The sequence below is a fragment of the Allobosea sp. genome (genome assembly GCF_017308015.1).
GTDB lineage: Bacteria > Pseudomonadota > Alphaproteobacteria > Rhizobiales > Beijerinckiaceae > Allobosea.
In genome coordinates, this window is the sequence record NZ_JAFKFW010000004.1 from 107,300 (window position 1) to 119,419 (window position 12,120).

The 12,120-nt window shown below is 62.4% G+C and carries 11 protein-coding genes and 1 tRNA gene; 6 read left to right on the top strand and 6 right to left on the bottom strand.

Annotation, left to right across the window (positions count from 1 at the left end):
* Window positions 1-4: 4 nt before the first annotated feature.
* Window positions 5-418, top strand: coding sequence for an MAPEG family protein (locus J0I42_RS04900; protein ID WP_291653328.1), 414 nt, complete (start codon window positions 5-7; stop codon window positions 416-418).
* A gap of 341 nt (window positions 419-759) precedes the next feature.
* Here J0I42_RS04900 and J0I42_RS04905 read toward each other — a convergent pair whose 3' ends face one another.
* Window positions 760-1,140 (bottom strand): GatB/YqeY domain-containing protein, encoded by a 381-nt coding sequence (locus tag J0I42_RS04905; protein ID WP_291653330.1) that lies wholly within the window; start codon window positions 1,138-1,140, stop codon window positions 760-762.
* A gap of 65 nt (window positions 1,141-1,205) precedes the next feature.
* Here J0I42_RS04905 and J0I42_RS04910 point away from each other — a divergent pair, with 65 nt between their 5' ends.
* From J0I42_RS04910 to J0I42_RS04920, 3 genes are all read left to right on the top strand, one after another.
* The gene (locus tag J0I42_RS04910; protein WP_291653332.1) at window positions 1,206-1,628 is read left to right on the top strand and encodes a helix-turn-helix domain-containing protein; all 423 of its coding nucleotides are present in this window, start codon (window positions 1,206-1,208) and stop codon (window positions 1,626-1,628) included.
* Entirely contained in the window at window positions 1,625-2,536 is a 912-nt protein-coding gene (locus J0I42_RS04915) for an alpha/beta fold hydrolase (protein WP_291653334.1), read from the top strand. Before J0I42_RS04910 ends, J0I42_RS04915 begins: the two co-directional genes overlap by 4 nt.
* A gap of 418 nt (window positions 2,537-2,954) precedes the next feature.
* Window positions 2,955-3,548, top strand: coding sequence for a hypothetical protein (locus tag J0I42_RS04920; RefSeq protein WP_291653337.1), 594 nt, complete (start codon window positions 2,955-2,957; stop codon window positions 3,546-3,548).
* 374 nt (window positions 3,549-3,922) lie between these two features.
* Here the strand turns inward: J0I42_RS04920 and J0I42_RS04925 are convergent, their stop codons facing one another.
* The 5 genes from J0I42_RS04925 to J0I42_RS04945 form a co-directional block, all read right to left on the bottom strand.
* Window positions 3,923-4,564 carry a carotenoid oxygenase family protein gene (locus tag J0I42_RS04925; RefSeq protein ID WP_291653339.1) on the bottom strand — a complete coding sequence of 214 codons (642 nt, stop codon included), beginning with the start codon at window positions 4,562-4,564 and terminating at the stop codon, window positions 3,923-3,925.
* Window positions 4,512-5,009: a carotenoid oxygenase family protein gene (locus J0I42_RS04930; protein WP_291653341.1), complete on the bottom strand. Its 498-nt coding sequence runs from the start codon at window positions 5,007-5,009 to the stop codon at window positions 4,512-4,514. Before J0I42_RS04930 ends, J0I42_RS04925 begins: the two co-directional genes overlap by 53 nt.
* 318 nt (window positions 5,010-5,327) lie before the next feature.
* Window positions 5,328-5,404: transfer RNA gene (locus J0I42_RS04935), tRNA-Arg, on the bottom strand.
* Window positions 5,405-5,572: 168 nt separating this feature from the next.
* Window positions 5,573-7,180, bottom strand: a complete 1,608-nt coding sequence (locus J0I42_RS04940) for an FMN-binding glutamate synthase family protein (protein WP_291653343.1) — start codon at window positions 7,178-7,180, stop codon at window positions 5,573-5,575.
* Window positions 7,181-7,241: 61 nt separating this feature from the next.
* The gene (locus tag J0I42_RS04945; protein WP_291653346.1) at window positions 7,242-7,538 is read right to left on the bottom strand and encodes a cupin domain-containing protein; all 297 of its coding nucleotides are present in this window, start codon (window positions 7,536-7,538) and stop codon (window positions 7,242-7,244) included.
* Between J0I42_RS04945 and J0I42_RS04950 the strand changes: the two genes are divergently transcribed.
* The gene (locus tag J0I42_RS04950; protein ID WP_291653348.1) at window positions 7,519-10,143 is read left to right on the top strand and encodes an AI-2E family transporter; all 2,625 of its coding nucleotides are present in this window, start codon (window positions 7,519-7,521) and stop codon (window positions 10,141-10,143) included. The genes J0I42_RS04945 and J0I42_RS04950 overlap by 20 nt on opposite strands.
* A 414-nt stretch (window positions 10,144-10,557) precedes the next feature.
* On the top strand, window positions 10,558-11,874 hold the full coding sequence (locus tag J0I42_RS04955) for an oxygenase MpaB family protein (RefSeq protein WP_291653350.1): 1,317 nt from the start codon (window positions 10,558-10,560) through the stop codon (window positions 11,872-11,874).
* The last annotated feature ends 246 nt before the right edge of the window (window positions 11,875-12,120 follow it).

Consider the following 12,120-nt stretch of genomic DNA (forward strand, 5'->3'; position numbering starts at 1 on the left):
TGCCATGAATACGACCGCTGTTTCCTTGATCGGGTTCGCCTGCTGGCTCGTCCTTCTGAGCTTCGCAGTGGCCTTCTTCCGAGTCTATGTCACCGCGACAACGGCGAAGGCCATCAATAGTTATTCGCCAGATGGTTCGGATCTGCCGGGCTTTGGACACCGTCTGACCCGAGCACGCGACAATTGTTTTGAGACGCTTCCAGTCTTCGTTGCCATCGTCGTCGCAGCAGACCTCCTCGGTCAAATGCAAGCTCTCCATACCCTTGCGCCATGGGTGCTCGCTAGCCGTATCGCGCAGTCGATGACGCACATGATCTCGACGAGCCCACCAGCGATCGTGGTTCGCGCACTCCTCCTGACCGTTCAGCTTGGGATCTACGTCTATTGGATCACCGCACTCCTAGCGGGCCTTGGATGAAGTCGCTTGGTTGAGCACTCCATGCAACCTGCGAACGAAGATCGAAGATACAGGTCAGAGCGATTTGCTGGCCGTCGCCCAGCTCCCAAGGCGTTGCCACGCAGCCAGTACGCGGCTGTCCGGATGATGGCGTGTTCGAAACGCTCAAAGAACTGGCCTACGTCTTGTAGTCGAGCCCCGGCAAGGCTTTCCGGCCTCTTCACGTGGCGGGCTGACAAAGCGGCTTCCAGACCACGCTTGCGGCGCTCCCACCGCTAGGGCGTGTGCCCATGTCCCTTAGTACTGCGAGCGCGGCGCAGTGCTGTTGACACTGCGCCAATCGTCCTCCCGAAAACCGGTCGCTATCGTTGGACATAGCGGCGCAGAATCCTGATCTCGGCGTTGAGCGCGGTTGAACGCGCTTCTGCGCCCAATCGTCCGAACTCGGCGACTGCCTCCAAACGCGCATTCACCTCGCCCAGTATTAGACCATGCACATCTTCCTGAGTGAGTACCCGGCGCTGGCCTTCAGCAGATCCGTCGCCGAAGTCATGACGGTCGACCGATGGGCGCTCCTCTCGGAGCGGCGCGGCTTCGGCGTTGTCGAGCGTGGCAACTAGCTCACGGAGCACTGCCGTCTCGTCTTTGTCTCCCCGCTTCATAGCGGCGCGCAGAGCGCGGCGAAGCTCGGCTTTCATCGCCTCGCCCGCATTCTCGGTCGAAGAACTCATAAAGCCGCTCATGCTACCTATTGCTCCTTATTGTCCCATATTATAGGAATATATAGGTCTTTTGTGGAGTCGTTTTTATGTCGAACATGCTTATGACGGTCGAACAGGCCGCCGAAGAGCTGAAACTCCATCCCAAAACCGTCCTCCGCTACATCCGCGAAAATCGTCTCCAGGCTACGCGGATCGGCAAGGCGTATCGCATCGACCGTTCCAAGCTGGACGCTTTCGCCGGCATGGCGAGCGGGCGCGCACAGCCTCCTCGCGAGGTCCGCGCGACTGTGATCGTCGAGGTTCCGGCCTTTGATGCCGAAGCGGCCGAACGCATGGCAACGTTCCTCGGCGCCGCGGCCCTGGGAGGCGGCGCCGAGACCAGACCGTTGCACTTCAACACGGCCTTCGATCCGACCAGCGGTAATCTAAAGATCGTGCTCATCGCCGCTGCATCCGATGCCGCAAGACTCCTGGAGCTTATCGAGCTGCAACTGGGACTGTCGCGATGAATGATCCTGTCTTTCGCAGCGATACCGATGCGGTCGAAGTCATGCGGGAATACCGCGCCGTGCTCGACCGCTGGCCTGTGCCGAAGCAAGAGATTGAAGTGCTGACGTCGCAAGGCGCGACATTCGTCCTCGCCTGCGGTCCCGAGACGGCGCCTCCGGTGGTGCTGCTCCACGGCGCTCAGGCGAATAGCGCCGCGTGGCTGCCCGATATCGCGCTCTGGTCAAATCGCTTCCGGCTTTATGCAGTGGATATGATCGGCGAGGCGGGACTGAGCGCCCGGGTGAGGCCACCTCTCATCAGCGACACCTACGCGACATGGCTCGAGGATGTCTTCACCGGACTTGGACTTGCCGATGCAGCGCTGGTCGGCACATCACTCGGCGGCTGGCTGGCGCTCGACTATGCCATGCAGCGGCCGTCACGAGTTTCGGCGCTGGCGCTGATCTGCCCCGCGGGGATCGGAAGGCAGAAGAACTTTCTCCTGGCTGTCGCACCCTATTTGCTGCTGGGCGCTTGGGGCAAACGCAAGATTCTTGAAAAGGTGTTCGGACCGCCACCGAAACATCTGCCGGTCGATCTTGAGGCTATCTCGCCTCTCATGGAGCGTATCGGCCGCGCGATCAAACCACGCGTCATCAGGATTCCGCGACTTAGCGATGCGGCATTGGACGCACTTGCGATGCCGCTCCTCGCCATCGTGGGCGGGCGTGACGCGCTTATCGATTCTTATGACACACGCCTTCGGCTCGAGCGGCATGTTCCCAACGCCGAAGTCTGTTTCATTGAGAAGGGCTATCACTTCTTGCCAGACCAATCTCAGCAAGTGTTCGATTTTCTCGTCCGCAACCTACAAGGGGATGCCCAAACCCGTCACGGTTCCAAGTCATGTGGTGCTTCTGATGAATGACGACGAGTTGGCGCGACCTGCCGCCGGTGATGCTCTCCGATTCGACGCCTTGTGCAGCCGCTGGTCGAAGACCGGGTTCATCGTAAACGATCCACTAGGCGGAGCTGCGACGCGCCATCGCGGTGGGAGGTATCGCGCTCACTGCACGATCGTTGCGTATGGCGATCGGCCAGGCGCTGCGGGCGCAGGTTCTCGCGGGATTCTGCGCTGCGGACCTGCAAGAGCGGCTAGTCGAGCGGAACCCTCTATAAGATATTTCCGGCGCCAGCGCCTGAACGGTTAGCTGCCCGGACCAGACGGACGCTTGATGTCGATAGCTCAAGCGTACCCTGACTTTCCATAGCAGGCCCAAGTTGAGGCCCGCCGATGTGGGCGTATGGTGCTAGGGACTTCTCGTAAGAGAGCGGAGGCTTCGGCGATGGGACGGGAAGCGGTCGCTTGGGCGGAGGCAGGAAGCGAAGCAGGTGAAGTACGTGCGCTCCTCGAAAGCGGCGAGTTGGTCCTGCGTGGGGCCGTCCGGCGCCGATTCCCGCGCGATAAGTTGGATCGGGTTCGGGTAGAGGGCGACCTGTTGCGCTTCGACTGTGCCGGTGAGGCCGTCGCTTTGGGGTTGGGCGCCATCGTAGCGGATCGCTGGGCCAAGGCGATCGCAAAGCCGCCGCCCGGCTTGCGCGAGAAACTCGGCCTAGCGGAAGGCGGGCGAGCTGTTTGCTGCGGCGCCTTCGAAGATGCGGCGCTGGAAGCGGCGCTGACGGGTGTCCTCACGGATGCGGTCCAGGAAGCCGACATGGTCATCGCGTGTATTTCTGGGGCGGACGATCTGGATGCTGCGCTTGCCGTTCACAAGACGCGTCCTGCCCTTCCGCTTTGGGCGATCTACCCAAAGGGCAAGGGTGTGGCTTTTGGCGATGGTGAAATCCGCGCAATCCTTCGGGCGCGAGGCTTTGTCGATACGAAGTCCTGCGCGGTCTCCGATCTCCTGACGGCCAGTCGATACGGAATTCGCAAGTGAATGCGAATATCGATCAAAGAAAGAGAGATTGGGGCGCAGAGGCGACCGACATGAGCAGCCGTGTCTGGGAAGCCAAGTGTATAGACCCGAGCGCGATCTCGCGCCGATAGCCAAAGCCCGTTGTGTTGCTCAGCGGTTCAGTTTCAACTCGGGGTCGGCCCGAGCGCAAACATTGCATGATGCGGACACGAGCCTTGAGTGACGCTGGTCCATTGGAACCATGATCTCGCGGGGAACAGCAGGGTTTAAATGAAATTACATTGCTCTGGTGCAAGAATTATCTTCGCTCCGCTCGATTCGGGAAAACCGGAACTCCGCCACAACACGTATTGAGAGAGAGTGCGACAGGGACGCGCCGCCTTCACCGCTGATGATCAGAGCAGCGAGGGGGAGAGCGACATAGTGTCTGCCGCCGGCAAAGCAACATGCCTTGGCGAATGCCAGGGCTGCCGCGATCGAGATGATCGCGCTCGAAGCGACAGCCCTACACCGGCCTTCCACCACCATCGTCCAGGCCAACCGACCTCGGCACGGTGCCGCCCGGCCAGGTCGCGATGGTTAACCCTGCGAAGACGCCGCCGCTCTTGTAACGGTGTCATTTCCGAGAATCTGCCCCGATTTCTGGTGGCTTGTCCCGCCGGAGCGAAGGAGCCGTGGAAGCCCGACGGAACACGATGGTCGAGTAGACACGTTGCGATTGGGCCGGCCGCGAGATCCTCCACGTTGAGCACCGCCAGGTGGCTGGCTGTGCGCCGCTCATCGAAGGCCACGGTCAGGAGCCAGCCCGAGCCTTCCGGTGCGTTCGCCGCGCGGGCGACGAACACCGGCTCGGAAACGCTCTGGCCGTCTGGCGCGCGCCAGCGGATAAAGTCGCCGGTCTCGTGGTCGAACCGCCCGATCCCCCGGTGACAGAGGTCGCCCGTTCCCGGCCCGCCATCGGTGGCGAGAAAAACGAAGCGGTTCTTACGGCCGGTCCAGCGTTCGTCGATTCGCGGATATTCGCCAGGGTGATCCACGAGCCGGCGCTCGGAAATAACCCCGTCGCATCGCGGGTCGATCGTCCAGCGCCAGCAGGCGCCCTGCGAAAGGAACTGCGTGCGTATTGGCCGCGCCGCCGTCGTCGATGCCGGCCACTGCGGGATCGTGATCGCGCGGATCGCTGGTGCTGAAGCGCGCGCGACCGGCCTCCCGCTCCAGTGCCCAGCGGCGCGTGCGAACCCACCGATTGGGATAGCCCGCGCTGCCGGCCCCGAGGCGGAAAGCGTGGATCATCCCCTCGCCCTGCAGTGGATTGTAGATCCCACGGGGCGCGAACTGTGGATTGGGGCCAATGCGGTAGAGTGTGCCGTTCAGCGCCTCTGGCAGCTTTCCTTCGACGATGAGGTCGGCATAGTCGCATTCGAACCTGATCGGCTCGAACGCGCCGGCCAGGAGGGGACTTGGGGAATAGGGTTGGGCCATCGCGCTCTCCTCATTCGGAAAGCCTGCCAACGTAAGCAAAAAAGTTGCTTGGGGAGACTTGTCTTTGATCCGGCGCTCAGCCGGACACCGGCAAACGGCCGTCTTGCAGATTATTTTTTGATCTTTCCTGCACATCGGTAGCAGGCCTTGCGGGCGGCCGGTGCGTCGCGGTCAATCGGAGATGTTTCGATCAAGAGTTGGAGGTCGGCGGTTCATATGACGGTTGGGGCCACCGCAACGTCATGGCGTGTGGCGATTCTGAGAAACATAAATCGGGAGAGCCGTCGCTCGATCCTCAAAGCCACCTCATGAGAGAAGTGGCGCGCCCGACACGATTCGAACGTGTGACCTTTGCCTTCGGAGGGCAACGCTCTATCCAGCTGAGCTACGGGCGCTAACCGTGGAGGCTGGATAGCCGATCCCCGCCGCTTCGGCAATGCGGGATTTTGAATGAGACGCAGTTCTCCGAAGGCGAAGGCCGCACGTTCGAAACGTGTCGGGCATGTCTGAGTTGAGCCCCGTCCGGGCTCAATGGGAGGAACGCTCCCAACACTCGGGCGATATCACGAGAGCCTGTCGAAACTGTCGGCGCGAGCGGCATCCCAGTTGCGGCGATAGAATGCGTGCTCGCAACTGCCTGACACGAGTTCGCCTGGCTCGAGAAAGACATGGAGATCGGAGAACAGGCGAATTTCAGTCGGGCTTACACGGCGGACGAGGTGGTGAGGGCCCAAATCGGACGGGTGGGTCAGGCCAGCTGCCGCCAGCATGTCAGATAAAGCCTTGAGGGTGTTCGCGTGGAACAGGTGGACGCGCTGCGCCTTGTCCGGAACGACAAGCGCCCGCTGACGGATAGCATCCTGAGTTGCGACGCCTGTCGGGCAACGATTGGTGTTGCAGGACAGTGCCTGGACGCAGCCTAAAGCAAACATGAAGCCGCGTGCCGCGTTCGTCCAGTCTGCGCCGATTGCGAGCGCGCTGGCGATGTCAAAGGCGCTGACGATCCGCCCTGCGACTCCAATTTTCACCTTGGTGCGCAGGCCCGCGCCGATGAGCACGTTGTGAACGAACAACAGGCCCTCGCGCATTGGCAGCCCGATATGGTCGCTGAACTCCACCGGCGCGGCGCCGGTGCCGCCCTCCGCGCCGTCGACAACGATGAAGTCAGGCACGACGCCGCTTTCCAGCATCGCCTTGACAATGCCCATGAACTCCCAGGGCTGGCCCAGGCAAAGCTTGAAACCGACGGGTTTTCCGCCCGAAAGGGTGCGCAACTGCGCGATGAAACTCATCATTTCGAGCGGTGTCGAGAAGGCGCTGTGGTTCGGCGGCGAGATGCAGTCGAGCCCGACCGGGACGCCTCGCGTCTCGGCGATCTCGGGGGAAACCTTTGGCGCGGGCAGAATACCGCCATGGCCTGGTTTTGCTCCCTGGCTCAGCTTGATCTCGATCATCTTTACCTGGGCCTCGGTCGCCTGGCGGGCAAAGCGGTCGGGATCGAAACTGCCATGCTCGTCACGGCAGCCGAAATAGCCGCTGGCAATCTCCCAAACGATATCGCCGCCCCCTTCGCGGTGATAACGGCTGATGCTGCCCTCGCCGGTGTCGTGGCTGAAATTGCCCAGACGTGCGCCGGTATTCAGCGCGCGGATAGCGTTGGCGGAAAGCGAGCCGAAGCTCATGGCGGAGATGTTGAACACCGATGCCGAATAGGGCTGTCGACATTGGTCGTTACCAATGGTGATGCGGAAGCTGGCGGGGTCCGCGGCGGCGGAGGGGCGCGTCGAATGCCCGATGAATTCATAACCCTCGCGATAGACGTCGAGCAGGGTGCCGAAGGGTTGGTCGCCGGCGATCCCCTTGGCTCGACGGTAGACCAGAGAGCGCTGGGACCGCGAGAACGGTGCGGCCTCCTCGTCGGCCTCGAACAGATACTGGCGCAATTCGGGGCGGATCAGCTCCGCAAACCAGCGGATATGGCCGATCACCGGATAATTGCGCCGGATTGCATGTTCCTTTTGGACGAGATCCCGTAAACCGACCAGCGCCAAGGCTACGGCGATCAGGGCCGGCAGCCAGAGCCAATGATATTTGAAGGCCAACGGAACGGTCACCAACGCGGCTGCAAGGCAGAAGGCGAGCGCGGAAAACCGGTTCAGGCGCAAGGTCATGGGCGGTTCGTCCGATATCGGTCAGGTCGTTCGGGTGCCGGGCCGTCGCGCTCGTTCGACCTCAGCGCTTTATCTCGATCTCGATGAAGCTCAGATGCGTGTTCCCCGCATTCTTGACGTCGTGCTTCACCCCGGCCGGGCGGATGTAGCTCTGCCCCGTCTTGACGTCGATCTGCGAGACCGTGCCGTCCACCTCATAGGCCATCGTCGCATCGCTCATGATCACGACGGCATAGTCCATCCCATGCTCATGCCAGCCCGTGGTCGCCCCCGGCTCGAAATCCCAGCGCGTGATCCTGGCGCGCTCGTCGTCGGCGAGAACGGTGGCAACAGCGGGAATGGTGCATTCGAACGGCATCGGCCTGGTCCTCGTCGGTCGGCATAGCTTCGGATATCGGCTTCATGGCAGCCGGGTCTGGCGTCCACGTCAAGTCGTATACCGGGTTCTGCCGGCAGCGGTCACAGTTCCGGAGTGGCGCCATCAACCGTGCGGTCGCATCTCGCGACCGGTCGGAACCAGATCGCCAAGGCGTCGTTCTCAGGGAACGCAACGTGATTGCGCGGGGGGAGCCATGACGAACACGCCAGTTGTCGCCAGTGAAGTCTCGCCGGCTCCCGTGGTGATCGGCGAGATGCCGGATGATGTCTCGACCGTCTTCACGGTCAAGGTGGCTGCGACGCTCGTTTCCGCCGCCGTCATTGTCGCCGCGCTCTATTTCGGCCGCGATATCCTGATCCCTCTGGCCTTCGCCTTCCTGATCGGCTTTGCTCTCAGTCCTGCGGTGACGCGGCTGCGCCGCCTGGGTTTGCCCAAGATTGTCTCGGTCGGGTTGGTCGTGACCTCCCTCCTGCTCTTCTTGGCCGGGCTCGTCCTGGTTCTGGGCGTGCAGGTCCGTTCGCTCAGTGAACAACTGCCGACCTATCAAACGACCATTCGGGCGAAGCTGAGCGACTTGCGGACCCAGCTCAAGGCACCCGGATTCCTCGACGGCGCCATGAGGACAGTCGACGTCGTCCAGAAGGAGGTGGAGACGCCGCAGGACCCGGCGACCGCGCCGCAACGCGTCGAGGTCGTCCCGCCGCCCGGCAGCCAGGTCGAGAACGCCCTGATATGGCTGGGCCGGACGGTCGAGCCCCTGGCGACGGTGGGTATCGTTTTGATTTTCGTCGTGCTCGCCTTGCTCGACCGTACCGACCTGCGTGACCGGCTGCTGCGGATCCTCGGCGGAAACCTGCATCGTTCGACCGATGCGCTGGAGGAGGCGGGCAAACGCATCAGCAAATACCTGCTGATGCAGTTCGTCGTGAATGTCAGCTACGGCGTGCCGTTGGCGCTCGGGCTCTGGCTGATCGGCGTGCCGGGGGCGCTGCTCTGGGGGGTCGTCGCCGCCGTAATGCGCTTCATCCCCTATCTCGGTCCGATGGTTTCCGCGGTATTCCCGCTCGCCCTGGCCTTTGCGGTCGATCCCGGCTGGCACATGGTTCTGTGGGCGCTCGCGATCATCCTGGGGCTGGAGCTGATCAGCAACAACGTCGTCGAACCGTTGCTCTATGGCTCGAGCACCGGACTTTCAGCGATATCCCTGATCGCGGCGGCAACCTTCTGGACCGCCTTGTGGGGGCCTGTCGGCCTGATCCTGTCGACGCCGCTGACAGTCTGCCTTCTCGTGATCGGCAAGAACCTGCCACAATTGCAGTTTCTGGACACGCTCCTGGGGTCGATGCCGGCGCTGAGCCCCGCGACGCGCGTCTATCAGCGGCTGCTTGCGAACGATGTCGAGGAGGCGATCGACATTGCGGATGGCGAGATCGAGAAGAGTTCGGTCGTGGCGTTCTACGACACGATTGGTATCGACGTCCTGCGGCTGGCGCGAGCCGACTATGGCCGCCTCGCCACGGCCGAGCACCGGCTGCGCGTCGCCTCCGGCATGGACGAACTGCTGAGCGAATTGCGGGAGGAGCACCCGGCATCCCCCGCTAACCATCCCAAAGTTGTTTGCATCGGCGGGAAATGGGAGATCGATACCATCGCTGCCGAGATGCTCGCCCATGCGCTGGAACTCGACGGTATCGCGGCTGCTGCGGTTCCAATGGTTGACGCGACCACACGTTCGATCGGCAAGTTGGAACTCGACGACGTTTCAGTCGTCTGCCTGAGCTATTTCAGCCATGAGCCGGAAAGCGCGGCGCGGCAATTCTGCCGCCGCTTGCGCCGACGCTGGTCCAATATCCGGATCATCCTCGTCGTCTGGAGCAGGCCCGCGCAGATTCTTGCCAGCGAGACCTATCGCGAACTGGGTGCCGACGAAGTTGCCGCCTCGATCACCGAGGTCATCGGTCGGACGCGACGTATGTTGCCGCAACTGGGAAACGAGCCGGAGAGGGCCGCCATTCCGTCGAACGACAAGGAGCGCCTCGCCGCCCTGCACGGCACCCGGATTCTCAACCAGGCGCTCCGCGAGGATCTCGACGCGATCGCCAAGAGGGCAGCCGATGCATTCGATGCGGATGTCGCGCTCATCACCGTGATCGATCACGACCGCGAGATCGTCATCGGCCAGAACAGGGTTGTTCCGGGTCTTGACCGCGACGAACTCGACCGTGCTGTTCTGCCGCGTGAAGCCGCCATAGGCGGCTACATCGTCGCGGCTGGCGAAAGTCTGCTCGTGTCCGATACCGAGCGCGATCCACGCTTTTCAGATAACCCCGTCGTGAAAGCCTTGCGCCAGCGCTTCTGTGCAGGAGCGCCATTGCGAGCGCCGGACGGATTTGTCCTGGGAGCGTTCTCCATCCTCGATGCCGAGCCTCGGACGATGGACCAACGCGAAATGGGGCTTCTGGAAAAACTGGCCGACGATGTCATGGAATCAATCGGTGAGACCGACGGCGGCAAGAAAGCCGATGTCGACAATGAAACGCCGGGCGAAGCCTCTGCGATAATCGGGCAACAAATTCCGGAATAGAGGCTGGATATCGTATCCACATCTCCTGCGGCGGCTTCGGGCGTGCGGGATTTCGGATGAGGCGCAATTCCCGGCCGTCAAGATCGCATGTTCGAAGCATGCCGGGCACGACGGGAGTGGGGTGTCACGATCGCTGAGGCAAGAGGTTGCTCGGCGATGTCCATGCCGTGTCGTGCACTCCGATCGCGGGCAGGCAGCCGCTCTTTCCATACCAGCCGCCTCCAGAAATTCTGCTTGCATGCAAAAAGACTAAAACCTTCGATCTCAGCCATCGCCGGCTTCATCGAGAGTTTCTCCAAGCAACACCGTACCCGAGCTCCCTGTGGGTAAGCTGGAGTTAAGTGTCGCTTCCTACTGTGTCCCCGCGCGGCTCCGGGGGGCCGTTTTAAAACGGCTCCAAGCGGGAAGAGCAGCATGGATAAGCAGCAGATTTGGGATCAGGTGCGGTCGCAAGCCTTGGCCACGCCCTCGATTTACGGAACGGTAGACTTCGATGCGGTACCGGAGCGTTTTGCCGGTTCTGCCGGCGATCTGAGCGAGTTGCGATCGGCAAGCGAGGCCGAGCGCGCCGGTCTACTTGCGGATGACGGCCTGATGACCCTCATCCGCGCCTATACCTTCATGGGCGATCGCGTGGCTGATCCCTATGCCGCCCTGATGCCGGAATACGGCTTCAAGCGGCTGATCGAGATGCTCGACCAGGCCTGCAGGCACGGCATCGATTCCGTTGCAGATGCTCCGCCGGAACTGCGTAACCTGATCGCGGCGATGGAGACCGTGCCAGACTGGCTGAACATGGCGATGGTCGAAGAAGGTGCACGCGTCGAACGAGCGGCCATGGCGATCATGAGCCCGATCGCCATCCGCGCCGCCTTCATCGCGACCTTTATGAACCGCTACGCGGCGCTCCCGATGGCGCTCACCGGGACGCTTTCGAACGCGAGCGCAGCAAGGCGCGTCAAGGAGACGGCGACCTTCTTCGCAACCTCGGTGCTGCCTGGAGCGCTGGCCCGCAACGGGGAGGGCTTCCGCGCGGCGGCGATGGTGCGCCTGATGCATGCGATGGTGCGCTTCAACGCCATGCGCAAGGGCCGCTGGGACGTCCCGGTCTACGGCATCCCGATCCCGCAGGTCGATCAGATGCCGGCCGGTCTCATCGGGGTCACCATGATGGCTGCCAGCGTGCTGCGCGAAGGCCGCAGCGAATTCACGGCTCAGGAACGCGCTCGTGTCGAACTCAGCCGCTACCGTTGCTACCTGCTCGGCTTGCCGGAGGCCCTGCTGGCGACGACGCCTAAGGAGATCGTGACGCTGATGGCCGCGAGCCTGGCGACACTGCGCTCGGGCTTCGATGACGAAACCTGCGGTAATCTGCTGCGCGCGACGCTCGGCGCCTATCTCCCGCCGGACAATTCCCCGATATCCCGCGTCTTCGACCGAGTGGAAAAAGGGTTCTCGAAAGTGTTTTTCGTCAAGAACTACGCGGGCGGGGATGTTGCGAAGGCGGCAAGCATGGGCGTGGTTCCGAATGCCCTGGACAAGACTTGCTACGGGATCGCCGCGGCGGTGGCCGGCAGCCGCCTCCTAGCTTACAAGCTCGCGATCAACATCCCGATGTTTTCAGCTATGGCGGATCGGCGTCTCGTTGCGATCATCGGCAAGCAGCTTGCCAACTGGGGGCACGCTCATTTCACGACCGATGCAGCTTCCTATCGGCCCAGCGCGCCCTAACCTGCTTCCCGCTTCGGCGATGCGGAAATCTGGAATTTAGCACAGCCCGGTGAGGCAAAGGTCACACACGCCCCATCGGGGCGTGGCGGCCATGTGCAAGATGCTGTCACCGGGCCGGCGAGCCTGCGAGGCACTCGCTCGCGCCGGCGCGAAGCGCGCCCACCGCTGCAGCATACGCGGCGCCCTCGGCGTTCGAACGGGCGCGCTGGCGAGTGGCATGCCGGGCGGGTTTCATAATTGCTAATC

What these genes read in the sequence shown, in the direction of transcription:
- J0I42_RS04900 (WP_291653328.1), top strand. Translation starts at nt 5, where the DNA reads ATGAATACGACCGCTGTTTCCTTGATCGGGTTCGCCTGCTGGCTCGTC.
- J0I42_RS04945 (WP_291653346.1), bottom strand. Translation starts at nt 7,538, where the DNA reads ATGCCGTTCGAATGCACCATTCCCGCTGTTGCCACCGTTCTCGCCGAC.
- J0I42_RS04915 (WP_291653334.1), top strand. Translation starts at nt 1,625, where the DNA reads ATGAATGATCCTGTCTTTCGCAGCGATACCGATGCGGTCGAAGTCATG.
- J0I42_RS04950 (WP_291653348.1), top strand. Translation starts at nt 7,519, where the DNA reads ATGGTGCATTCGAACGGCATCGGCCTGGTCCTCGTCGGTCGGCATAGC.
- J0I42_RS04955 (WP_291653350.1), top strand. Translation starts at nt 10,558, where the DNA reads ATGGATAAGCAGCAGATTTGGGATCAGGTGCGGTCGCAAGCCTTGGCC.
- J0I42_RS04910 (WP_291653332.1), top strand. Translation starts at nt 1,206, where the DNA reads ATGTCGAACATGCTTATGACGGTCGAACAGGCCGCCGAAGAGCTGAAA.
- J0I42_RS04940 (WP_291653343.1), bottom strand. Translation starts at nt 7,180, where the DNA reads ATGACCTTGCGCCTGAACCGGTTTTCCGCGCTCGCCTTCTGCCTTGCA.
- J0I42_RS04920 (WP_291653337.1), top strand. Translation starts at nt 2,955, where the DNA reads ATGGGACGGGAAGCGGTCGCTTGGGCGGAGGCAGGAAGCGAAGCAGGT.
- J0I42_RS04905 (WP_291653330.1), bottom strand. Translation starts at nt 1,140, where the DNA reads ATGAGCGGCTTTATGAGTTCTTCGACCGAGAATGCGGGCGAGGCGATG.
- J0I42_RS04930 (WP_291653341.1), bottom strand. Translation starts at nt 5,009, where the DNA reads ATGGCCCAACCCTATTCCCCAAGTCCCCTCCTGGCCGGCGCGTTCGAG.